The following is a 25,118-nucleotide window of genomic DNA, read 5'->3' as shown; positions in this document are numbered from 1 at the left end:
ATCAGAACCCTTGGGAAGCGCCGCCATCGACGGGCAGCAGGACGCCGGTGACGAAGCGCGCGGCGGGGGAACAGAGATAGACAGCGGCGAGCCCGATATCCTCGGCCTCGCCGAAACGGCCCATCGGGGTGCGCTGGAGGATACGGTTGGAGCGTGCCGGATCGCCGTCGAGCGCCTTGCGCAGCATCGGCGATTCGATCCAGCCGGGCGCGATCGCGTTGACCCGCACGCCCTGCCCCGACACTTCGGTCGCCAGCGCGCGGACCATGCCGACATAGGCCGACTTGGCGGCGGAATAGGCGATCACCTGCGGCATGCCGAGCATCGAGGTCATCGACGCGGTGAACAGGATGCTGCCATGCTGCGCGGCGAGCATTTCGGGCAGCACCAGCCGGGTGAGGTTGTGCGCGGCAAGGACATGCGTGTCGAGCATGCCGGCGAAGTCCTCGACACTGGTGTCGACCGCGAGCTTCTTGAAGTTGTGCCCGGCGTTGTTGGCGAGGATGGTGATGTTCCCGCCGACCTTCGCGCGCACGCGATCGAGCATTGCCGGCATCGTGTCGAAGGCAGTGACGTCGGCGGCTTCCCAATAGGCACCCACACCCAGCTCGGCCGCGGCCGCTTCGACCATGTCGGGGCGGCGGCCGACCAGCACGACCTTCGCGCCGGCATCGTGCATCGCCCTGGCCATGCCGAGGCCGAGGCCGCTGCCGCCGCCGGTAATCAGCGCGACTTCGCCGTCGAGGCGGAACGCCTTTGCCGGATCAAGCGTCATTGCGGCACCCCCGATCGAGATCCGGCGTGTCCTGGTGCTTGTACATCACGAAATACTCCCGATGCCCGAGCGCCTCGGGCTTGCTTGCTTGTCCCGCGGCGACATCGGCGACCATTGCCCCGAGCTCGTCCGCGCACTGGTCGAGCGTCATCTGCCCCGCCAGCACGCGGCCCGCGTCGAAATCCATGTCCTCTTCCATCCGCGCGTAGGTGCGGCTGTTGCCGGTGACCTTGACCAAAGGCGCGACCGGCGATCCGATCACGCTGCCGCGCCCGGTGACGAACAGCACGATCTGGCTGCCGCCCGAGATCAGGTCCATGATCCCCTCGGTATCGTTGGGGTTGGTGTAGCCGAACTGCATGAAGTGCGGATCGGGCACCGAATCCATCACCCACAGACCGGGCCAGGGCGGTGCCTCGCCGACCTTGATCACCCCCTGGATCGGGCGCGACCCGCTCTTGGCAAACGCGCCCATGCTCTTCTCTTCGATCGTCGTCAGCCCGCCCGCGAAATTGCCCGGCGAGACCGAATATTGCCGCACCTCGCGACAATAATGCTCGGCCTTGGCATAGGCTGCTGCAAGCTCGCCGCGCGCGCGATCGTCGGCGGCGCGGGCGAGGATGATGTCCTCCAGCCCGATCATCTCGACGATCTCCTCGACGATCGCCGCCCCTCCGGCATCGACCACCCGGTCGAACAGCCGCCCGACCGCCGGGTTGCCGACCAGCCCGCTGGTGCCGTCCGATCCGCCGCATTCGGCGCCCAATGTCAGGTCGGCAAAGCCCATCGGTACACGCGGGGTCTCGCGATGGATGCGGTCGCGCAGCGCGCGGACGATCGCCTTGCCCTTCTCGGTGGACGAACGCGTGCCGCCGACATCCTGGATGAAGAAGGACGCCGACGGCCGCCCGCTCTTCTCCACCGCCTCGGCGATCTTTGCGGGCTGGGTATATTCGCAGCCGAGCCCGACCGAGAGCACCGCCCCGACATTGGGATGACGGGCAAGGCTCAGCACCAGCCGGATCGCATACTGGTTATCGTAGCAGCCGGGGAAGCCGATGACCTGCACGTCCTCCTCGCCCGCAGCGATGGCGTGCGCGACATGCGCGGCGCACTGGACGGTGTAGATGACGAGGACGAGATTGCGGATGCCCTTGCGCCCGTCGGGCCGCAGCCATCCGCTCCATTCGCGGCTGAAGGTCTCAGTCATAGGCCATGTCCTTGGCCGCGCCGGTGACGACGTCGAACCCGCCCGACCGCTCGTCGAAGCGGCTCGTGCAATTGTGGAGATGCACCCAGTCGCCCGCGCGAATCGCGGTGCTGGCGGTGCCGATCGGAATTCCGAACTTCACGACCGCCTCACCGTCTGCAATGTCCGCCAACGCGACCTTGTGCCCCATCGCGACCGGTTCGTTCAGTGCGACCGCATCGCCGCCAATCAACGTCACCACGCCCTCGCCATCGCCCAGCAGCGTCGCGACATTGTCGTCGGGGTGGATACGGAATGCGGTCGTCATCTGCGCCTCAGAGGATCCCGTATTTGGCAAAGGCCTGGGTGCTCGACATCCCCGCCTCGATCTCCATGCGCACCAGCTTCTCGCCGCGCGCCTTTTCCAACGCACGTTCGATCACTTCGGCTTCATGCGCACGCGGAATGACGACAACGCCGTCGAGATCGCCGAACACCAGATCGCCCGGCTGCACCGTCACCGGCCCCACCTCGATCGGGCAGCGATAGTCGATCACCTTGGTCCGCACGCTCGAATCCTGCGCAAAGCGGCCGCGGCTGAACACCGGCCAGTCCTGCGACAATACCTGCGGCGTATCGCGGTGATAGCCGTTGACCACCGCGCCATTGGCGCCGCGCGACCGCGCGGTCGCGGTGAGGATTTCGCCCCAATAGGCACAGCGCATCTCGCCGCCGCTGGCCAGGTAGATGTCGCCCGGCTCGAGCTGGTCAAGCGCCTCGGTCAGCTTGCCGAAGGGTTGCGCCTGCTCGCCATAGACGTCGATCATCAGCACCGGCATCGCCCGCCCGACCAGCTTCATGTCCGTGAGCATCGGCTGGATCGGCTGGGGCAGGAACTGGTGGACGCAGCCCAAAGTGTCGAGGATGTCGCCGACCACCGGCGTGTACAGCTCGGCACGGAACAGGTCGAAGATATCGTTGTCGGTCATCATGACTCCAGGGTGGTTGCGGCGCGCGAGCGGCGCAGGATCAGCGCCATCGCCAGTACGGCGAGCGGATAGGCGAGCGCGGCGCCGAGGAAGAGCACGGCATAGTTGCCGCCAGTGGCGTCGAGGATGCGGCCCACCGCCATCGCGACGAACATCCCCATGATCCCCGCGGCGAACCCGCCGATCCCGATCACCGAGCTGATCCCGCGCGGCGGCACCGTATCCGACGCCAGCGTGTAGAGATTGGCGGACATGCCCTGATGCCCCGCCGCGGCAAGCGCGATCAGCATCACCGCCGGCCACAGGCTCGACACGCCGGCGATGAATGCCACGGGAATCGGGCACAGGGCCATCAGCAGCATCGTCGCGAGCCGCGCGGGCACCGGCCGCATCCCGCGCTGGATCATCCGCGACGACAGCCAGCCGCCCGCAATGCTGCCCACGTCCGCGATCAGGTAGATCGCCACCAGCGGCCCGATCGAACCCATCATGTCGATCCCGAAGCGGTCGTGCAGAAAACCCGGAACCCAGTTGAGGTAGAACCACCACACCGGGCTGGTCATCAGCATGCCGGCGACATAGGCCCAGGTGCCGCGATAGCGGAGCAACGACAGCCACTTGACCGGTTCGGCCGGCGCATCGTCGTCCTGCTTGATATAGGCCAGCTCGTCTGCCGAAAGGCGCTTCTGCCGCTCAGGGACTTCGTAGAAGCGCAGCCACAGCACCAGCCAGATCAGGCCAAGGCAGCCGGCGATCAGGAACGCCGCGCGCCAGCCGACCAGCGCAACGATGAACGGCAGCGAGACCGGCGTGACGATCGCGCCGATATTGCTGCCCGCATTGAAGATGCCGGTGGCGAAGGCCCGTTCCTGCGGCGGGAACCATTCGCGCACCGCCTTGATCGACGCAGGGAAGTTGCCGCCTTCGGTGATACCGAGCGCACCGCGCGCGATCTTGAAGCCGAGTATGGTGGACATCAGGCCATGCGCCGCCGCGGCAAGGCTCCAGCCGAAAACCGCGACGCCAAGCCCCGCGCGCACGCCGATCCGGTCCATCAGACGCCCGCCGAGCAGATAGCCAAAGGCATACATCAGCGAGAAGGTGGCGATGATGTCGCCATAGGCGGTTTCGGACCAGCCGAACTCCCCGTCGAGCGTCGGCTTGAGCAACCCAAAGATCTGCCGGTCGATGTAGCAGATGGTGGTCGATGCGAAGAGCAGCGCGCAGACGATCCAGCGATAGCGGCCGCGGGATACCGCAAGAGGTGCGGATGGGGCTGTGGTCGTCATTCGTCCGGCATCCTCGCGGCACACCTTGACGGCGGCTCATTCGCAAAATCCTGTATGACAGGTTAGTAGCGGTTTGCATCGCGAAGGCAAGCGTGATTTTGCTAGGATTCGGGCGCAGCTGCCGTGGCGGTTGCACGATCACAGGGGAATCGGGTTGGAAACGAAGGTGGACGAAGCGGCGGGCGGCAACGCGAAGACGAGCGGCCTGGTCGATCACGTCATCGACTATATCTATCGCCACGTGGCCGACGAAGGGCTGCGCCCCGGCGCGCGCCTGCCAAGCGAAACCACGATCAGCCTGACGCTGGGCGTCAGCCGCCCGGTAGTGCGCGAGGCGATGCGCACGCTCGCCGCGACGGGGCTGGTCGAGATGGCGGTCGGCAAGCGCGCGACGATCATCCCGGTCGATGGCGAGATGCTGTCGCGCGTGATCGGCAATGCGCTGCTGACCGGGCAGGCCGATACGCGCAACATCCTAGAGATGCGGCGCGGGGTCGAGATCACGATGGTCGCGCTCGCCGCCGAACGGCGCAGCGACGCCGATGCCGCCGAGCTGCAGGAAATCGTACGCGAGATGGCCACCAGGCTCGGCAACGCCAAACGCTATGCCGAGCTCGATCTCGCGCTCCATGCCCGGCTGGCACGCGCGACCGGCAACCCGCTCTATACGCTGCTGATCGACGCCTTCCGCCAGCTCATCGCCGCGTCGATGCAGGAGGGGATCGAGCGCTGGTCGGCAAGCCCGGAGCTCAAGCGTGTGCAGGACCTGCACGAGAATATCGTCGCCGCCGTGGTCGCCCGCGATCCGGGCGCCGCGGCAGGCGCGATGGCGCAGCATTTCGACGATGCGCTGATCAAGATCCTGGCCCCCATCGTCGCGGGCGAAGCCACGAGTTGAGCTTGCCACGCGCATCGCCGCCGCCTATCCTGTAAGACAAGTTTACATTGCGAGGAGAGGGCGCGGCGATGCGCATCGAGACGTTCGAAACCTGGATGTGCAAGCGCCCCAAGGGGCTGTTCGACGAGGAGCGCGAGGGCGCGGCACCGATGCCCTGGGCCTATGGCGTGGGCCGCATCACCACATCGGACGGGGTCGAGGGAATCGCGACCTTCTGGGCCGCGCGATCGGCCGCGGTGACCGACGCCTATCTTTCCGACGTCATCGCGCCGGTGATCCTGGGCCGCAGCATCCATGACCGCGAACGGATCTGGCAGGATTTCTGGAATATCGACCGCCACGGCGCCTTCTTCCCGGTGTTCCTGCCCGGGCCGATCGACGTCGCGCTGTGGGATGCCGCGGCACGCACCGCGGAGCTGCCGCTGCATCAATATCTCGGCAGCTACCGCACCAGCCTGCCCGTCTATGCCAGCAGCCTGTGGCTCCCCGATATCGACGCCTATGTGCGCGAGGCGCTCGCCTACAAGGAACGCGGGTTCAAGGCGTACAAGGTCCATCCGTGCGGCCCCAGCGCGCTCGACATGGAGATCCATCAGGCGGTGCGCGACGCGGTCGGCCCCGACATGATCCTGATGACCGATCCGGTCGCCGAATATTCGCTGCACGAGGCGATCAAGGTCGCGCGGCATCTCGAGCAGTTGAACTATTATTGGTTCGAGGAGCCGTTCCGCGATTACGAGCTCGACAAATATGCCAAGCTCAGCGCCGCAGTGGACATCCCAATCGTCGGGACCGAGACGACGCGCGGCGGCCCGTGGGGCGTGGCGCAGGCGATCAAGGCCGACGCGCTCGACATGGTCCGCGCCGACGTGTCGTGGAAGGGCGGGATCACCGGCACGCTCAAGGTCTGCCACCTCGCCGAAGCGCATGGCATGAATTGCGAGCTTCACACCACGACGATGGGGCCGATGGACGTCGCCAACATCCATGTCGCCTGCGCAGTGCGGAACTCGGAATATTTCGAGCTGTTCGTACCCGAGGACACGTTCCAGCTGCCGATGAAGCAGAGCCTGCGCGACCTGATGGACGCCGACGGCAATATCCATGCGCCCGAAGGCCCTGGCCTCGGGATCGATATCGACTGGGATCTGGTCGAGGATAATTGCACCTCGAAACGCACTTTCCGCGCCTGAGCGCGCAGGGCCGCGCGCATGGCGGACGCGATGCGCGATGACCTGACCCGGGATTGATCCGGGCCCGGATCGCCGGGATTGGCTATCCTTTCGGGCAGCGCAAGCGCGCGCCAGGCCGTTCGGCCTCTTCGACATGACGGGAGCCCGGCGCACCGGCGCCGGGCTCTCCGCCGATCAGGGCAGCGGTACCGATGCCGGCGGCAGCGTCGGCGCAGGCTGGCCGTAGTTGAACGTGCCGGTGCCGATGCTGATCTTGGTCGTGTCGTTGAAGCCGTTGGCGTCGTCGAGCTCGCTGGCGATGGCGCTTGCCGTGGCCTGGCCCTGGGTGATGTTGATCGTGCCGCCGCCACTCGCCGCGAAGCGCATATACTGTCCGTTGCCCGCCTGGCCGGCGATGCCCGAGAAGCTGTTGCCCGAAACGCTGACGTTCACCGTCGGGAAGCCACCCGTGTTCTGATTGTTGTTGATCAGAAGTCCGCGGCTGCCGTTGATGTTGCGGATCGTGTTGTTGAGGATCGTGAGGTTGGTGGTGCCGTTGCCCGTCGCCTGGCCGACCAGGCCGACATTGACCACAATGCCCTGCGACGTCTGGATCTGCTGGATCGTGTTGCCGCTGATCAGATAGTTGGCATTCACCCCGCCTTCGTTGCCGATGCTGATGCCGGCACCATTGGTCGAACCCGAATTGGTGACCGCGTTGTTGCCGATGATGTTGTTGGTGATCCGGCCGTTGACGAGCCGGGTGAACGGCGAGTTGCCGTTCTGGAAGTCGTTGATCGCCGTTGCGCGGGTACCGGTGAAGGTGTTGCCGTCGATATTGTAGGTCAGCGTCGTCGAGCCCGGGCCGGTCGAGACGTTGATGCCGTTATTGGTGTTGGTGAAGAACGAGCCGCTGACCTGCACGGTCATGCTGGTGCCCGTGCTGTCGGTAAACAGGCCGCTGCCGACGATCGTGGCCGGCGGGCTCGACGCGTTCCAGTTGCCGGTGAAGTTGCTGCCCGAGACGCTGATCCCCATCGACGACGTGCCCGTGCCGAGGAAGTTGAAGATGTTGCCGTGCGGGCTGGTGCCGTTGCCGTTGATGCCCACGCCGTTCGACGCGAAGGTCGAGTTGACCACCTGGAAGTTGGTCAGCGTGCCGGTCGAGTTGGTGATCTGCACCTCGAACTCGTTGTTGTTCTGGATCGTCGAGTTGAAGATGCCGGTCGGCCGCGCACCGTTCGACGCGGTGCCGCTCAGGTTGGTGAGGTTGATGCCCGATTCATCGGTCCCGGCGTCGTTGCCGTTGCCGCTGATCAGCATGTTGTCGATCAGGAAGCCGTTGACGGTCGAGCCGCCGATACCGTCACCCAGATTGTTGGTGACGTTCATATAGGCGAGGCGGACATTCTCGGTGCTGGTCAGGCTGATGCCGTCGCCGGCCGAGTTCTGGATCGTGCCGCCCGAGCCTGCAGCGCCGGTGCCGGTGACGTTGATGCCGCCCGAGGTCCCGGTGTTGTTGAGGATGATGCCGCTCGACGCGCCGTTCGACGAGATGCTCTGGAAGCGCAGGCCCGACGAGCCGATCGTGGTGTTGACGACGTTGAGCGCGGTGCCCGTGGTCGAGGTGATCGTGTTGCCGCTGCCCGCCGTGCTGACGGTGCCGCCGCCGGTGGCACTGAAGCCGGTGCCGGCATTGGTGGTGATCGCCAGCCCGCCGTTCGGGAAGCTGATCGTGCCGCCCGTGTTGTTCAGCAGGTTCACCGCGGTGTTCGCGCCGGTGGACAGCGTCGTGTTGCCCAGGAAGCTGACCGTGCCCGAATTGACGTTCTGGACGACGATGCCGCTGTTGAAGCCGCCCGTGGCGCTGATGTTGCCCGAGAAGGTGACGTTGCCCGTCTCATGGTTGTCGACGAACACCACGTTGCCGTTGGTGGTCTTGGTGACCGAGGCCGCGACGTTGACCGTGCCGGTACCGTTCAGGACGTAGACGCCGAAGCCGTCCGGATCGAAGAGCGCGCCGATTGCGCCGCCATTGATATTCACGGTGTTGGTGGCGCCGTTGATCTCCACGCCGTTGCCGCCGATGCTGTTCATCGTGACGCTGCCGGCGGTGAAGCTGCCGTTGCCCGCGCCGTTGATCTCGATCCCTTCGTCGCCGGTGCTGTTGATCGTCACGGTGCCGAGATTGACGTTCATCGTCGATCCGCCGCCGTAGAAGATGCCGTCGGCCGTCGCGCCGGTGGTGCCGGCGATAGAGACGGTGGTGGCACTCAGCGTGCCGGTGCCATCGACATTGCTGATGTTGATCGCGCTGCCGTTGGTCGAGCCGGTGCTGGTCAGCGAGTCGAAGACCAGGCCGAGCGAGCCGATATTGCCGTTGACCAGGTTGAGGATCTGGCCGGTGGCGGTCTGGATCGAGTTGCCGGTGCTGTAGACGGTCAGCGAGCCGCCACCGGTATAGTCGATACCATTGCCGGTGCCTGAGGCCGTGATGTCGACACCGTTGCCGCCGGCCGCCGACGAGAAGGTGATATTCGCACCGGTGTTGCTGGCCAGGGTGACCGCATTGACGTTGGCCACGGTGTTGAGCGTGATGCTCTGGCCGTAGAAGTTGATCGAGCCGCCGGTATTGTTGGCGATGTTGATGCCCAGCGCATTGTCGGTGAGGTTGCCCGAAACCGTGATGGCGCCGCCGGTGATGTTGGTCACCTCGACCGAACGCGCCAGCGTGCCGCTGGTGGCGACGGTGCCGGCATAGTTGAGCGACAGCGTGCCGCCGTCGACATCGACGCCGCGCGTGGTGGCGGTGATCGACCCGGCGTTGATGGTGACACTGCCGGTGAGCGTGCCCGCCGTCCGGCTGATCAGGATGCCGTTGGCACCCAGCGTGTTGCTGGCGCTCGCAAAGTTCAGGTTCAGCGTCGACGTCACCGCCGAGGCGCTGCTGATGTCAAGGATCGTGCCCGAACCGGTGGCGATGGTGCTGTTCGGACCCTGCACGTTGATCGTGCCGCCGCCGGCGATCGTGAAGGCGGTGCCGCTGGTGGTGGTGACGCCAAGGCTGCTGCCGACCGAGCTGAACCCGACGGTGCTGCCCGCATTGTTGGTCAGCGTGATCGCGTTGTTGGCCTGGGTCGACAGCGTGGTCGTGCCGTTGAAGCTGACCGAGCCGCCACCGTTGTTGCTCACGCTCAGGCCCAGCGCGCTGGCGCCGCTCGAGGTGATCGCGCTGCCGCCGTCGAACGTCACCGTGCCGGCATCGTGGTTGTCGATGCGGACGGCATAGCCATTGCTGTCGCTGATGCTGCCCGAATAGGTCAGGTTGCTGTTGCTGTCGGTGAGGACGAAGGCGTCGCCCGCCGCGGCATGGGTGATCGCCGTGCTGCTGCCGAAGCCGAAGGTGCCGTCCGAGCCAGTGACGATGTCGATGCCGGCATCGCCGCCGTTCAGCGTCGTCGTGCCGGTGAAATTGTAGGTGCCATCGGCATTGTTGAACTGCAGGCCGGTGCCGTTGGTGGCGCTCAGCGTGCCGGTCTGGAAGGTGATCGTCCCGGCCGAATGGTTGAGGATCGAGGCCAAGGCCGCGTTGTTCGCCTGGGTGATGCTGCCGCTATAGGTGACAGCGGCAGTGCTGCCCGAGAGGTTGAACGCGGTGCCCGAAGGGCTGGTGATCGACGTGTTCGCGCCGAAGCCGAAGGTGCCGCCCGAACCGTTGAGGATGTCGATCCCGGCGTCGCCGCCATTCAGCGTCGTCGTACCGTTGAAATTGTAGGTGGCATCGGCATTGTCGAACTGCACGCCGGTGCCGTTGGTGGCGCTCAGCGTGCCGGTCTGGAAGGTGACCGTCCCGCCCGAATGGTTGAGGAACGAGACCAGGGCCGCGTTGTTCGCCTGGGTGATGCTGCCGCTATAGGTGATCGCGGCGGTGCTGCCCGACACGTTGAACGCCGTGCCCGACGGACTGGTGATCGAGGTGTTCGCGCCGAAGCTGAACGTGCCGCCCGAACCGTTGAGGATGTCGATGCCCGCATCGCCGCCGGCCAGCGTCGTTGTGCCGGTGAAGTTATAGGTACCGTCCGCATTGTCGAACTGCAGCCCGGTGCCGCCGGTGATGTTGAGCGTGCCGGCGTAAGCGAAGGTACCGGTGGCGTGGCCGCCGCCGATGCTCAGCGCCGCACCAGCTGCGCTCTTGGTCACCGAGCTGGTCGAATCGAAGTTGAACGCCGCCGTGCCGCCCGAGATCGTGAGTGCCGCAGCCAGAGGATTGGTGATGTCGACATTCGTGGCGTTGATCACGCCAGCCGCATTGGTGAAGATCAGGCCAGCACCGCCGGTCAGGCCCACATTGGTCAGCGTCGTGGTGCCCGTGGCGTTGTTGAGCGTGATCCCACCGCCGTTGCTGGTGATATTAGTCAACACCGAGTTCGCGGCGTTGAGCAGGATGTCGCCGCCGGGGTTGCCCGAGAAGACGACATTGTCGATCGTCGTGCTGGTCGACGGGGTGATCTCGATACCCATCGTCCCGAAGTTGCGGACCGTCAGATAGTCGAGGATCGTATTGGTCGCGCCGGCACCATTGTCCTTGATGCCGCGCGATACCGCACCGCCGCCATCGAGGATGAAGCCCGACAGACGGTTGCCCGTCGCGCCCAGCGTGATCGCATTCGCGCCCGCCGCGCTGGTGAGCGTCGCCGCGCCGTTGCCGGTCGGATCGGCGATGCTGACCGAGCTGCCACCCGAAAGCAGGATCGTCGAAGGCACGGTAAGCGCGATGACGATCGGCGCACTGCCGCTGCCCGCGCCGCCACCCACGCCGTTGCCGAAGCCGCGAACCTGGACGTTGGACGACAGCACCAGCGAATCATTGCCGTTCGAACCGGCCGCGCTGATCGCGCTGCCATTGTTGATCAGGACGATCATGTCCTGCGAAGCTGCCAGCAGCTCAGCCGCGGCCAGCGTCATCGGGTTGCTGCCGTCCGAGCCACTGCCGTCGCCGCCGCCGGTCGCACCGTTCGAATCGACGAAGTAGATCTTGTTGAGGCCGAAGCCCGAGCCCGGGCTTCCGGAGAAGGCCACGTCGCGGAAGTCGTAGGTGCCGACCGTCGGTGCGGCGGTCGCGTCGATCGCGGTGCCGGCCGAAATGGTCGAGCCCGTATCGATGACCGCCTCGCCGTCGCCATAGCGGAACAGCGCATTGGTGGCGGCGTTGAGATAGATGCCGGTGCCCACGCCCGAAATCGAGCTGGAAGCACCCGCCACATAGCCCAGCATGATGTTGGCGCCGCCCAGCGTGCCGCGCAGATCGACCGCAATGCTGGTGCCCGCGCCACCCGAATTGGTGACATCGAAGTCGCCGAACATGATCGGCGCCGACAGCGTCGCGCCGTTGAAGTCGAGCGCGACCGCGCTGTTGCTGTTCAGGCCGATGTCGAGATCGGTGATCGTCAGGCCGACCGGCACGATGCCGGTGATGTCGATGCCGCGCGAGGTGATGCCCTGGAGGTTGACCGTACCGAGACCGATCGCGGGCGCCACCGTACCGACACCGTTGATCAGGATACCGGTCGCCGCGCCGTTGGCGCTGACACTGTCGAAGTTGAAGCCACTGGTGCCGATGGTCACGTTCTGCAGGCTGAGCGCCGTGCCGGCGCCGGTGGTGCTGATCGAGTTGCCGGTACCGCGCACGATGACAGCACCGCCCGAGCCGGCAGTGAAGCCCGAACCGGAGCTGACGATGTCGAGGCCATTGCCGCCCGCCGTCAGGTTGAAATCGATCGTGCCCCCGCTGTTGCCGGCCAGCGTGACGCCGGCGCTGGTGGCGTTCAGCGCAAGCGTCTGGCCGGTGAAGCGGATCAGGCCCGAATTGACGTTGGTGACCGAGATGCCGCTCACGGTCGACGCCATGTCGCCGCCGAAGGTGACGGTGCCAGTCTCGTGATCAACGATCTGGACCATGTTGGTGCCGACGAGCGCCGAGCCCACCGAAACGTCGCCGGTGCCGCCGGTGACCGAAACCGCATAATTGGCCGCACCGGTGGCAGCGATCGTGCCGGTGCCCAGCGTGACCGCGCCGGTCGAGCCGGCGATGACGACGGTGCTGCCGTTGGCGCCCGCGAGGTTCATCATGCCGAAGGTCACCGCCGAACCGCTGTTGAGCAGTTCGATGGCGTTGCTGCCGGCCAGACCGATCGTGGTGTTGCCGAAGGTGATCGCCGCCGTGCCGGTGCTCACCTTGATGCCGTCATTGGCGGCGCCGCTGGTGCCGTTGGCGATGCTGACCGTGCCGCCGTTGAAAGCAGCGCCGCCGAGGTTGCTCAGCAGGATGCCGTTGTTGGCGACGGTTCCCGTGGCAGTCAGCGATGCGAAGTTGATGCCGCCGGTGCCGCCGGTCACCCCGCTCAGGCCGAGGATCTGGCCGGTGGTCGTATCGATCCGGTTGTTCGCGCCGGTGACGACGACCGTACCGCCGCTCGCGCTGAAGCCGGTGCCGCTGGTCGTGTCGATATCGAGCCCGCCGCCGGTGAAGGACAGCGTACCGGTGCCCGCCATGCTGATCGCAGTGCCGGTGCCGGAGCTGAACGCCTTGCTCGCGTTCGAGAAGGTGATCGCGCCGCCGCTCGCCGAATCGACGGCAACACCCGCGCCACCATTGTGGCTGACCGAGCCGGTCACGGAATAGGTGCCATCGGCATTGACGAAGTCGAACAGCGTATTGGCGCTGGTCGAGGTGATTGCGCCGGCCAACTCGACCAGCGAGCTGCTGCTGGCCACCGAAAGCGCCGCGCCGGCCGTCGCGCGGATCGTGCCGCCATAGGTCAGCAGGCCGCCGGTGCCGCCGCTCATGCCGATCGCCGCCGTGGTGGAGCTTGTCGTCGCGCCGATCGAGGCACTGCCGCCGGAGAGGCCGACATTCACGTTGCCGCTGGTCACGCCGTTGAACAGGATCGCCGTCGATGCACCGTCGATGGTCAGCGTCGAACCGGCCCCGTTGGCGATGCTGATCGTGCCCAGCGTGCCGGTGAATTCAAAGCCGGTGCCGCCATCGATGTCGATCGTGCCGGTCAGGTTGACGCCGGCACCGCCGGTCAGGTTGGCGAAACGCGCGGCTGTGCCCGTACCGGAAACGGTGAGGCCACCGATCGAGAGCGCACCGTTCAGCGCCACCGTATCGATGTTGACGGCAATGGCTGCCGCCGGCGTCGCGCTGATGTTCTGGAAGGTCACCCCGCCTGCGGCAAGGGCGACACCGTTGAGCGACAGCGCGGTCGCGTTGCCCGAAGCGATCGTGTTGTTGGCGCCGTGGACCAGCACCGTGCCGCCGCCGGTGGCGGTGAAGCCGGTGCCCGTGGTGGTGGTGATGCCGAGTCCGCCGCCGGTGAACGACAGCGAGCCGGTGCCCGTGGTGGTGATCGCGGTGTTGGCACCGGTGCTGAAGGTCTTCGACGCGCCGGAGAAGGTGATCCCGCCCGCGCTCGCCGCATTGATCGCGACGCCGGCTCCGCCCGTATGGCTCACATTCCCGGAGATGGCGTAGGTGCCGTCCGCGTTGCCGAAGCGGAATGCGGTACCGGCACTGGTCGAGGTCATCGCGCCCGACAAGGTGACATCGGCAACGCTGTTCGCCACGTTCAGGATCGAGCCCTGGGTCGCGTTGATCGTACCGCCATAGTTCAGCGTGCCGCCGGTGTCGCCGCTGAGGTCGATCGCGGAAGCGGTCGAGCCATTGATCGCGGCGCTGCCGGCCGCGCTTGCGACATTCACGGTACCGCTGGTCATGCCGACAGAGCGGATTGCACTCTGGCCGCCGTCGATGGTCAGCGACGAGCCCGCGGTATTGGCGATGTTGATCGTTCCGACCGAACCCGCGAAGGTGAAGCCGAAGCCGCTGTCGATATCGAGCGTGCCGGTCAGGTTGACGCCGCCGGTACCGGTCAGGTTGTTGAACACGACTGCCGAATTGACGGCATCGATGTCGAGCCCGCGGATATTGAGCGCGCCGGTCAGGTTGGTGTTGACCAAGCTGACCGCGGTGGCCAATCCCGGCGCGGCAGTGATCTGGTCGAACGTTACCCCGCCGATCGCCACGGTCACGCCATTGAGCGCCAGCGCGCCTGCATCGCCTGTGGTGATCGTGTTGCCGCTGCCGGCCACGCTGATCGTGCCGCCGCCGCTCGCAGCAAAACCGGTACCGGTGGTGGTGGTGATCCCAAGGCCGCCCGTGAAGTCCACCGTCGCGCCGCTATTGTTGGTGAGCGAGACGCCCGCGCCGGTCGTGTTGTTGATTGCGACCGCGCCCTGGAACTGCACGCCCAGCGCTGTGTTGTCGCGCACCACGATCGCGGTGTTGGTCGCGCCGGTGACGTTGACCGCGCCGGTGACGGTGAAGTTGCCGAGCAGCTGATCGAGCAGGATGCCATAGGTGCCGCCGCTCGCGTTGACCGAATTCAGCACCATGTTGATGGTCAGCGGATCGAGGTTGATCGCCGTGCCGTTGGTCGTGTCGATCGCGCCGCCGGTGGTGCCGAGGGTGAAGTTGTTCGTCTTGGAGTTGGCGACGATCAGGCCGGTGCCGCCGGTGTTGGCGATATTGAGGTCGCTGAAGTTCAGCGTGCCGGTCACGTTGGTCAGGCGGAGGCCGTCGCCGGTGATGCGCGCGCCGGTGGTTCCAAGCGTCAGCACGCCGGCGTTCACCGCCTGGAGGCCGGCGGTGACGGTGTCGGCATCGAACGTCACATCGGAGATGACGAAGCCGCCGGTCTCCGTGCTGTGGTTGACGGTGAGGTTGGCCAGCTGCGTGAGCGTGAAGCTTCCGGCCCCGGTACCGTCGAGGTTCAGGATGTTGCCGCCGTTCGCGGCGAGGGTGAGATTGCTCAGTCCGAGTACGACGTTCGCGGCGTTGTCGTAGATGCGCAGCGCACCCGCCGCGCCACCCGAGATGGTGCTGTTGCGGATCGTCAGCGTGCCGCCGACGCCGTTGCCGAGGATACCGGCGCCAGTTCCGCTATTGGTGACGATCACGCCGTCGAGGATATTGCCGCCGCCCAGCGTGATGGTTGCATTGGCGCCGCTCGCAGTCAGGATCGGTGCGCCCGAACCCGCAAACGGGTTGGAGATCACGCCGGTCTGGACATTGTAGAGCACGATATTGGCCGGGGCACCGCCGCCCACGATGAAGCTGTCGGTATCCCGGAAGCTGAACAGGATCTGGCCGCCGTCGAGATCGAGCGAACCGCCCGCCCCCGCCGTCGCATCCAGGATGTCGGTGCCGCCCGCCGGATTGTTGAGCAGCACGATATAGGTGGCGTTCGCCGCTTCGGCGCCGGCCAGGCTGCCCGGGTCGCTGCGCGTGCCGCTGCCGGTCGCGCCTTCGAGGACGAAATAGGCTGAAACGGACAGATTCGTGGTGTCGCCGACCATGTTCACATCGGCGAAATTATAGTTGCCGGTGCCGCCGTTCAGACCCGCGATCACCAGCGGTGTGACCGCCGAGATGGTGGACGCCGCGCCGTTCGCGTCGGTGTTCGAACCGTCGCCATAACGGAAGTTGCCAGTGATCGCCGCGTTGGTCAGATCCACGCCGATGCCGAGGCCGGTCATGGTGCTGCTGCCATTGACGATCACATTGGCGGCAGTCGTGCTGCCGGTCATGTCGATACCGCGCGTGCCGGTAGCCGAAACGGCAGCGATGTCGAGCGTCGCGAAGGTGACGTTGCCGCTCGCGCCGGTCAGGTTGACCGCAGTGGTGTTGGCCAGCAGCCCGGTGATGTCGACATTGCCGAAGGTGAAGGCGCCTGCCGAGCCGTTGATGATCCTGAGGCTTGCACCGCCGTCGAGCGCCACGTTGCCGAAATTATAGGTGCCGTCGGCGTCATTGAACGTCAGGCCGTGTCCGCCGGTTACGTTCAGGGTCGCGCCGCTGAAATCGAGCGTTCCGGTGGAATGTGTCGAGACGGAGAGTGCCAGCGACGTCGCGTCAGCCTGGTTCACCGTGCCCAGATAGATCACCCCCGCGGTCGAATTGGAAATGGCGAACGCCGGGCCGAATGGATTGGTGATCGTCGTATTGGAACCGAAGGCGAAGCTGCCCGCGGAGTTGGCGAGGATGGAGATGCCGGCGCTGCCACCGTTCAGCGTCGTCGTGCCGTTGAAGAGATAGGTGCCGTCAGCATTGCTGAACCGCAGCCCCGTGCCGTTGGTCGCACCCAGCGTGCCGCCCTGGAAGGCGATTGTGCCGCCCGAATGGTTGAGGACCGAGAGAAGAGCAGCGTTGTTCGCCTGGGTGACGTTGCCGGAATAGCTCAGGCTGGCCGTGCTGTCCGCGATGTTGATCGCCGCGCCCGTCGGGCTGGTGATCGTCGTGCCCGCGCCAAAGGTGAAACCGCCGGCCGAACCGTTCAGGATATCGATGCCGGCATCGCCGCCGTTCAGCGTCGTCGTGCCGTTGAACGCATAGGTGCCGTCGGCGTTGTCGAACTGGAGACCTGTACCGTTGGTCGCCCCCAGCGTGCCGCTCAGGAAACTGATCGTGCCGCCCGAATGGTTCAGGACCGAGAGCAGGGCCGCGTTGTTCGCCTGGCTGACGCTGCCGGTATAGCTCAGGCTCGCCGTGCTGTCGGCGATGGTGATCGCGGTGCCGGTCGGGCTGGTGATCGACGCGTTGGCGAAGGTGAAGCTGCCGCTCGACCCGTTCAGGATGTCGATGCCGGCATCACCACCGTTCAGCGTGGTCGTACCGTTGAAGGCGTAGGTGCCGTCGGCGTTGCTGAACTGCAGGCCGGTGCCGTTGGTCGCACCCAGCGTGCCACCCTGGAAGGTGATCGTGCCGCCCGAATGGTTCAGGACCGAGAGCAGGGCCGCGTTGGTCGCCTGGGTAACGCTGCCGGTATAGCTCAGGCCTGCCGTGCTGTCGGCGATGGTGATCGCGGTGCCGGTCGGGCTGGTGATCGACGCGTTGGCGAAGGTGAAGCTGCCGCTCGATCCGTTCAGGATGTCGATGCCGGCGTCCCCGCCGTTTAGCGTCGTCGTGCCGTTGAAGAGATAGGTGCCGTCGGCATTGTCGAACTGCAGGCCCGTGCCGTTGGTCGCCGACAGGCTGCTGCCTGCGCCGAAGGTGATCGTGCCGTTATGGCCCGCGACGCTGAGCAGCGCCGCATTGTTCGTCTGACTGACGCTGCCGTTGTAGGTGAAGTCGAGCGTGCCGGTGCCGCTGGCGATCGAGATCGCCGAACCCAGCGTGCCCGCAATGCTCGAGCCCGCGCCGAAGCTCATCGTGCCGTTGACGTTGCCGCCGATCGAGATGCCGTTGGTGCTTGCCGAAATGACGTTGAGCGCGCCGACCTGAAGCGCGCGGCCGCCTGTGCCGATGCCGGTGAGACCGTTGGTGACGGCAACGCCCGCGCCCGTGCCCGAATGGACGACACTGTCGAGCACCAGGTCGGTCTGCGATCCGTTGATCGACAGAGTGGTGCCATTCACCGTGTCCACCGTGCCGGCGATGCTGCTGAGCGCCAGCCCCATGCCTCCGACGCTCAGGCCGTTGCTGCTCTGGTTGTAGATGCCCAGATTGGTGAAGTTCAGCGCCCCGATCGCGTTGATGAGGGTGACGCCCTGGCCATTGATCCGCGCAGCCGCGGTCCCGGCCGTCAGCGAGGCGTTGACCGTCTGGTAGCCCGCCGTCGCCAGATCGGCGTCGAAGGTCGCGCCGAAGAAATAGGCGCCGCCCGCCTCGCCATGCCCGCCCTCGACCGTGATGTTCGAGAGTTCGGTGATGGTGGTCGAGCCGGCGCCGCCCTTATAGACCGCAAACGCGATCGAATTGTTGCTGGCCCAAAGACGCAGATTGCTGAGCGCAATGCTTGCCGCCGCACCATTGTCGCTGAAGTCGATCGCGCTGTCCCGGCCCGAGATCTGGCTGTTGCGGATCGTCACGTTCGATGCGCCAAGGCCGACCACGCCGGTCCCGTTGCCGCCATTGGCGATGATCACGCCGTCGATCAGCGCGTTGCTGTTGACGCGAACCGTATCCGCGCCGCCGCCCGCCGTCGTCGTCAGCGTCGGCGCGCCCGATCCGGCGAAGGGATTGGTCGCGATGCCGGTCGCGACATTGTAGAGCGTCACGTTCGCCGGAGCGCCGCCCGGCAGCGCGATCGAGTTGCCGTTCAGGAAGCCGCGCAGCTGCTGGCCGGTCAGCAGCGTGAAGGTGCCGCCGGTGCCATGGGTCGCGTCGTTGGCGTCGAGCGTGTCGTTGCCGCCGACCGGATTGTTGAGCAGGATGATGATGTCGGCGCCCGACGCCGCCGCCCCGCTCAGGCTGCCCGGATTGCTGCGTGTGCCCGCGCCGCTGGCGCCCGCCAGCACCCAATAGACCGTCGCCGAAGTGGCGAGTGCGCTGGTGTCGCCAACCAGGTTCACATCGGCGAAATTATAGGTTCCGACGGCGCTGTTCAGGCCGGTGACGACGAGCGGAACCGTGGCGTTGATCGTCGATGCCGCACCGTTCGCATCGGTGTTCGATCCGTCGCCGTAACGGAAGCTGCCTGTGATCGCCGCATTGGTGAGATCCACACCGGTACCGACGCCGGTGATCGTGCTGCTACCCGCGATCGTCAGATTGCCGCCGAACGTCGCGCCGGTCAGATCGATGCCGCGCGTGCCGGTGGCCGATACGCCGGTGATGTCGAGCGTGCCAAAAGTGATGTTGCCCGAGGCAATCCGCGCGTCGAGACCCGTCTTTCCAGCCACCAGGCCAATGATATCGACATCGGCGAAGCTGATCGTGCCGCTACTGAAGCGCCCGAGGGTGATCCCGGTGCTACCCGGATTAGTGATGGTCACGCCGCCGGTGAAGGTCGCCGATCCGTCGATACCGGCGATCGCAATACCCATCGCGCCGCTGTTGGTGACGGTGCCGCCCGCCGCCGTGAAGCTGCCCGGCAGGCCGTACGCCAGCAGGCCGACCATGCCGGTGTTGCTGATATTGAAGGTGCCGAGCGTCACATTGCCCGGGTTGTTCGCGATCTCGATGCCGTGGCTGGCAGTGTTGGCCACGGTCACGTCGCCGAGGTTGATCGCGGCGCTGTTGCCGCTGAGCGAAACGCCGACACCTGCGCTGGTTCCGGCGACATTGATGCTGGCGAAGCTCAGCCCGCCGGCGCCCCCGACATTGTTGAGCGCGACGCCCGCGCCAGCCGCGGTCTGCGTCGAAACAGCCCCGAAGCCCAGATTGGCGGCCAGCGTGACCGAGTCCATCGCCAGACCGCGTGCATTGCCGGTGGCCGCGATCGAAATGCCCGATCCGCGAACGTTGAGCGACCCGCCATTGGTGCCGAGCAGGTCAAGTACCGTGCCACCGGTGCCCGACAGCGCCAGATTGGTGAGCGTCGCCGAAGCCGCCGCGCCGCCGTCGCGCAGCAGGATCGCGCCGTTGCCGCCCGAGATGATCGAATTGGTGATCGAGATGTTCGAGACGCCGACGCCCGAAACGCCGATGCCGGTGCCCCCGATGCGGATGCCGTCGATCGACGCGCCGTTCGCCAGCGTGACGGTGGTGCCGCCGCCGGTGTGGGTCAGCAGCCCCGCGCCAGATCCGGCATAGGGGTTGGTGACGACGCTCTGCGTCAGGCCGTAGAGGAGCATGTTCACCGGCGTGCCGCCGCCGACATTCTGGCTGTCGCCGTTCAGGAAGCCGATCAGCCGCTGATTGGCATCGAGCGCGAAGGTACCGAGCCCCGCCACGTCGAGCGTGTCGTTGCCGCCCGTCGGGTTGTTGAGCAGCACGATCACCGTCGCATTCGAAGCGAGCGCGGCGGCGAGGCTGCCCGGATCGGTCTTGGTGCCCGCGCCGGTGCGGCCCTGCTCGACGAAGAACAGGCGGACCGGGTTGGTCACAAGGCCCGTCGTGTCGCCGTTCAGCACGACATCGGCGAAATTGTAGCTGCCGACGGCCTCGTTGATGCCGGTCACGGTGATCGGCGTGACCGCGTTGATCGTCGATGCCGCGCCATCGGCGTCGGTGTTCGACCCGTCGCCATAGCGGAAGCTGCCGGTGATCGCCGCATTGGTCAGATCGATGCCCGTGCCGACCCCTGTGATCGTGCTGCTTTCGGCGACGGTGACGTTTCCGGCGAAGGTCGCGCCGGTCATGTCGATACCGCGCGTGCCGCTGGTCGAGGCACCGCTGATGTCGAGCGTCGCGAAGCTGATCGTGCCGGACGCATTGCGGGCGTCAACGCCGGTCATCCCCGCGCCCAGGCCGGTGATGTCGACATCGCCGAAGCTGATCGTACCGGCGCTGCCGGTGCCGAAGCGGATGCCGTTGCTGTTCGCGATCGTGGTGGCGCCGGTGAAGGTCGCGGTGCCATCGATATCGTCGAGCACGATTCCGGTGCCGCCGCCGCTCAGGCTGAGCGCGCCGATCGAGATGGCGCTCGATGCCGATGCGCCCTGCACCGTCACGCCGCCGCCCGCGGCGTTGCTGATCGTCGCCCCGGCAATGTTCAGATTGCCCGACACGGTCTGCGCGAACAGGCCGGTGCCGCCGAGATTGGCGAGCGTCAGCTGGCCGAGCGATGCCGATCCGTTGCCGACCAGCCGCACGCCGTCGCCGGTGCTGTTCGAAACCGTCACGGCGCCGAGTGTCAGAATCCCGGTGTTGTTCAGCAGCGAAACGCCATGGCTCGCGCTGTTCGCAACCGTGATCGCGCCGAGCGTCACTGCACCGCTATTGCCGGAAACGCTGAGGCCCGCGCCTCCGCTGTTCGCGACCGAGACGGGTCCAAAGGTGACCGCGCCGCTGTTGTTCTGGATGGTCACGCCGGCGCCGGCGGTGTTTGCGACGCTGGCCGCGCCGATGTTCACCGCTGCCGCGCTGTTCGCGACGGTGATGCCCGCGCCCGCGCTCGCGCCGCCCACGGTGACGCTGCCGACATTGACCGTGCCGCCGGCGACCTGGTTGAGATAGACTGCGCCATTCGCGCCGCCCGCGGTCCCGGTCGTGACCGAACCGATGTCGAGCGTGCCGACCGTGGCATCGTTGATCGCGAGGCCCTGGCCGGTGCCGGTGGCGGCGATGTTGATGCCGGTGCCCGAGACGTTGACCGTGCCCGCACCCGTGCCGTTGAGATTCAGCACCGTGCCGCCGCTGGCCGACAGGTTGAGGTTGGTCAGCGTGACCGAACTGGCCGCGCCGCCGTCGGTGATGCTGATCGCGCCGCCGGTGCCGGAGATCGTCGAGTTGCGGATGATGACGTTGGACACGCCCGATCCGACGACGCCGATGCCCAGCGCATCGTTGTTGATGATGACGCCGTCGATCCGCGTGCCGGTTGCGAGGTTGACCGTCGACGCGCCGAGGCTGCTGGTCAGGATCGCGGCGCCCGAGCCTGCAAAGGTGTTGACGATGCCGGTCGGACCGAGATTCGAGACGATCAGATTGGCCGGCACGGTGGCGCCGGTGACCGCGAAGAAATCGGTATTGAGGAAGCTGACCAGCGACTGCCCTGCCGTCAGGCTCAGCGCGCCGCCGGCGAGGCTGCCGGTGTCGATCACATCCTGCCCGCCATTCGGGTTGTTGAGCAGCACGATGTACTGCGCGCCCGACGCCGCGGCGCCCGCGATGCTGCCGGGATCGAGCGCCGTGCCCGTACCGGTCGCGCCCGCAAGGACATAGTAAGTGGTGAAGCTGCCACCGGTGATGTTGTTGGTGTTGCCGTCGAGCTGGACGTCGGCGAAATCATAGGTGCCCTGGGTCGCGTTCATGCCCGCGACGACGATCACCGTGTTGGCCGTGATCCGGCTCTCCAGCCCGTCCGCGGCATTGCCGTCGCCGAAGCGGAAGCTGCCGGTGATGTGCGCGTTGGTCAGGTTCGCACCGATATCGACGCCCTGGATCACGCTCGGGTTGGCGATGGTGACCGCGCCCGCATTCGCCGCGTTGGTCAGGTCGATGCCGGTCGAACCGGCAGCGCCGGTGCCCGTGATATCGAGCGTGCCGAAGGTGACGTTGCCCGAGGTGCCGGTAAGGTCGAGGCCGGTGGCCGCGCCGAGGCCGGTGATATCGACATCGCCGAACGTCACGCCGCCCGGCACCGCGCCGATCACGATGGCGGTGCCTGCCGGGTTGATGATGCTGAGCGTGCCGGTGAAGGCGGTGGCGCCCGCCAGATTGTTGAGCGAAAGCGCAGGCGCACCGGCCCCGGTGATCGTGGTGGCACCGGTAAAGGCCACGGTCGAACCGGCGGCGCTGTTGCCGATGACGATCCCGCTGCCGGTCGGATTGGCGATATTGAGCGTACCGGTGAAGCCCACGGTACCGGCGACGTTGTTGATCGACAGCGCATTGCCGGTTGCGCCGTTGATTGCGACATTGCCCGCGAAGACGATGCTCGATCCCGCGGCCGTGCCGTCGATGGTGATCGGGCCCGCGCCGGTGACCGCGCCGGTGAAGCGGATCGCGCCGCCGGTGTTGAAGAGCGAGACCAGCGGCCCTGCGCCGCTATCGGTGATCGTCGCGCCGAAATTGAGTCCGATCGTGCCGCCGCTGCCCGCCACGCCGGTCTCGCCGACCTGAACCGACGCGCCGCCGCTGTTGGTGATCGTGCCGCCGCCGATCGTCACCAGGCCGGTCGAACCGCCGGTGATGAACAGGCCCTGCTGACCGCTGTTGGTGATCGTCAGCGTGCCGATGTTCAGCGCACTGCCGCCGGTGCCCGCACCCTGGACATTGTCGAGGATGATGCCCGCGCCCGCCGCGCCGGTCGAACTGACGGTCGCGAAGTTCAGGTTGATCAGCAGCGGATCGAGGTTGAGCGCGGTGCCCGCGGTGGTGTCGACCACGCCCGCAGTGTTGGTCAGGGTGAAGGTGCCGGTCTTGGTATTGTTGACCGTCAGGCCGGTGCCGGCATTGTTGGCGATGTTGAGCGAGGCGAAGCTCAGCGCGCCATCGACTTCGGTCAGCGTTACGCCCGCGCCGTTCACGCGCGCAGCGGTGGTGCCGACCTGCATCGTGCCGGCGTTGACGGCCTGAATGCCCGCCGCGGTGCTCGAATCGAAGGTGACGTTGCGCGCGGCGAAGCCGCCGGTCTCGCCATTGCCGCCCGCGATGAAGATGCCGGAGAGCCCGGCGATCTGCACCGTGCCCGCGCCCGAACCGTCGATATCGAGCACCGTGCCGCCGGTCGCCGACAGCGTGAGGCTCGACAGCGATGCCGTCAGGTTGCCGCCGGCATCGTTGATGTCGATCGCGCCCGCGCCGCCGCCAATGACCGAGTTGCGCACCACCAGCCCGCTGCCGCCATTGACGAGCAGGCCCGCCCCGCCACCGCCGCGGATCGTGATTCCGTCGACCACCACCGTACCGGTCGTGTTGTTGAGCGTCAGGCCCGCCCCGCCGGTGTTCTCGATGGTCACGCGATCGAGCGAGAATCCGCCCACGCCGTTCGCCAGGATACCCGATCCGGCGCCGCGGATGGTGACGTCGCGTACGACCGAGCCCTGGCCCAGCGTGACGGTCGCGGCCGCGGCATTGCTGCCCACGATCGTGCCGTTGGTGCTGCCGAAGCTGAACGCGCTGACCGTTCCGTTCGAATGGCGCACGCTGACGCTGCTCGCGCCGCCGAGCAGATACTGGTTGCTGGCCAGCGTCACGCCGCCGGTGGTGATGTTGCCGGCATTGCCCATCGCGACGACGACGCCGTTCGAACCAGCGCGCGCGACCGCATCGGCCAGCGTCGTCGGGCTGGCGCTCGTCCCCGCCCCCGCTGCGGTGGCCCCGCCATTGACATAGTAGACGCCGCCGAACTCGGCGCCGGTGCGCGCGTCGATCGCGAAGCTGTTCGCGGTCAGATCGGTGTAGCGCGTACCCGAAGGCGTCACATAGTCGCGGCGAATCCGGTCGCCCATCTGGCGATCGAGACCGGTGTTGCCCGCGCCGCGGTCGCGCGAGCCGCGGCCGAACGGAATCGACAGGCGCACCGTACCGCGTGCCTGGGTACCCCAGCGATTGTCGTTCTGCAGCTCGGCGCCGACCGTGAAGCGGCCGCCGGTACCCAGCGGATCCTCGACGCCGAGTTCCAGCGCGCCGCGAACGCCGCGATACGCCTTGCTCGCCGCATCGTCGCGATAGTCGAAGCCTGCCGCCGAAGCGCGCACGCTGAGGCTCTTGCCGACCGGAATCGTCGCGCCGACTTCGGCATTGGCGCCGCCCAGCGGTACGTCTTCGAGCCGCCAGCCGCTCTTGCGTTCGATCAGCCGGTTATTCTCGACCAGCAGCACGCCCACCGGGCTGGCATTGGGGTCGAGATAGCCGATGGTCCGGCGATTTGTGACCGGCAGACGGTAGTTGAGCCGCACGTCGAAAACCGAGGTGAAGGCTTCGAGCCCGAAGGAAACCGCGGTCTGGTCGCGCTTCGAGAGGTTGGACTTGTAGAAATCGACGCCGGCATTGACGCCGATCGCGAGATCATCACCAACCTTGCCACGCCCGCCGATGGTGACCGATCCATTGCGGTCGAATTCCTCATCATAACCGATCCGGCCACTGACGAACATGAGGTTCGAGTCGTTCTGCGCGACCGGAGCGAAAAGCTCGAACGAGACCTGACTGCTGCCATCGGCAGCGCGGGCGTCCACTTCGGCGCGCGGCTGCCAGTTGGGATCCTTGTCCTGCGCCAGTGCGCCAGGTGCGGATGCGAGGGCAATGCCCGTCAGGCACGTCGACAGCAGCAGGCGGCCACGATGCAGCTTCTTCACGGACAATTCTCCCCCGGGCGGTGCCAACCCTGGCATTGGCCAAATGGTTAATGACT

8 protein-coding genes are annotated in these 25,118 nt (G+C 66.5%); 2 read left to right on the top strand and 6 right to left on the bottom strand.

Going from position 1 to position 25,118, the window contains the following annotated elements:
* Position 1: 1 nt before the first annotated feature.
* Genes AC07TU_RS19820 through AC07TU_RS19800 form a run of 5 tightly spaced genes read right to left on the bottom strand, consistent with a single transcriptional unit; the run spans position 2 to position 4,242 of the window.
* Positions 2–775, bottom strand: coding sequence for an SDR family NAD(P)-dependent oxidoreductase (locus AC07TU_RS19820; protein WP_495189663.1), 774 nt, complete (start codon positions 773–775; stop codon positions 2–4).
* Positions 765–1,985, bottom strand: coding sequence for a UxaA family hydrolase (locus AC07TU_RS19815; RefSeq protein ID WP_495189662.1), 1,221 nt, complete (start codon positions 1,983–1,985; stop codon positions 765–767). Before AC07TU_RS19815 ends, AC07TU_RS19820 begins: the two co-directional genes overlap by 11 nt.
* The gene (locus tag AC07TU_RS19810; RefSeq protein WP_495189661.1) at positions 1,978–2,292 is read right to left on the bottom strand and encodes a UxaA family hydrolase; all 315 of its coding nucleotides are present in this window, start codon (positions 2,290–2,292) and stop codon (positions 1,978–1,980) included. The genes AC07TU_RS19815 and AC07TU_RS19810 overlap by 8 nt, the downstream gene beginning before the upstream one ends.
* A 7-nt stretch (positions 2,293–2,299) precedes the next feature.
* A complete protein-coding gene (locus AC07TU_RS19805) occupies positions 2,300–2,953 on the bottom strand; it encodes an RraA family protein (protein ID WP_495189660.1) in 654 nt (217 codons plus the stop codon).
* Positions 2,953–4,242: an MFS transporter gene (locus AC07TU_RS19800; protein ID WP_495189659.1), complete on the bottom strand. Its 1,290-nt coding sequence runs from the start codon at positions 4,240–4,242 to the stop codon at positions 2,953–2,955. Before AC07TU_RS19800 ends, AC07TU_RS19805 begins: the two co-directional genes overlap by 1 nt.
* A gap of 154 nt (positions 4,243–4,396) precedes the next feature.
* Between AC07TU_RS19800 and AC07TU_RS19795 the strand changes: the two genes are divergently transcribed.
* Entirely contained in the window at positions 4,397–5,140 is a 744-nt protein-coding gene (locus AC07TU_RS19795) for a FadR/GntR family transcriptional regulator (protein WP_495189658.1), read from the top strand.
* Between the two features lie 68 nt (positions 5,141–5,208).
* The gene (locus AC07TU_RS19790) at positions 5,209–6,333 is read left to right on the top strand and encodes an enolase C-terminal domain-like protein (RefSeq protein ID WP_495189657.1); all 1,125 of its coding nucleotides are present in this window, start codon (positions 5,209–5,211) and stop codon (positions 6,331–6,333) included.
* A 174-nt stretch (positions 6,334–6,507) separates the two neighbouring features.
* Here the strand turns inward: AC07TU_RS19790 and AC07TU_RS19785 are convergent, their stop codons facing one another.
* Complete coding sequence (locus tag AC07TU_RS19785) at positions 6,508–25,062, bottom strand: hypothetical protein (protein ID WP_495189656.1); 18,555 nt, start codon at positions 25,060–25,062, stop codon at positions 6,508–6,510.
* Positions 25,063–25,118 lie beyond the last annotated feature (56 nt).

This window comes from Sphingomonas sp. GW821-FHT03E12 (assembly GCF_059420685.1).
This window is presented reverse-complemented; position numbering and strand designations above follow the sequence as displayed.

Excerpts from the sequence above, each read along its gene's own strand:
- AC07TU_RS19820 (WP_495189663.1), bottom strand. The coding sequence starts at position 775 with ATGACGCTTGATCCGGCAAAGGCGTTCCGCCTCGACGGCGAAGTCGCG.
- AC07TU_RS19815 (WP_495189662.1), bottom strand. The coding sequence starts at position 1,985 with ATGACTGAGACCTTCAGCCGCGAATGGAGCGGATGGCTGCGGCCCGAC.
- AC07TU_RS19810 (WP_495189661.1), bottom strand. The coding sequence starts at position 2,292 with ATGACGACCGCATTCCGTATCCACCCCGACGACAATGTCGCGACGCTG.
- AC07TU_RS19805 (WP_495189660.1), bottom strand. The coding sequence starts at position 2,953 with ATGACCGACAACGATATCTTCGACCTGTTCCGTGCCGAGCTGTACACG.
- AC07TU_RS19800 (WP_495189659.1), bottom strand. The coding sequence starts at position 4,242 with ATGACGACCACAGCCCCATCCGCACCTCTTGCGGTATCCCGCGGCCGC.
- AC07TU_RS19790 (WP_495189657.1), top strand. The coding sequence starts at position 5,209 with ATGCGCATCGAGACGTTCGAAACCTGGATGTGCAAGCGCCCCAAGGGG.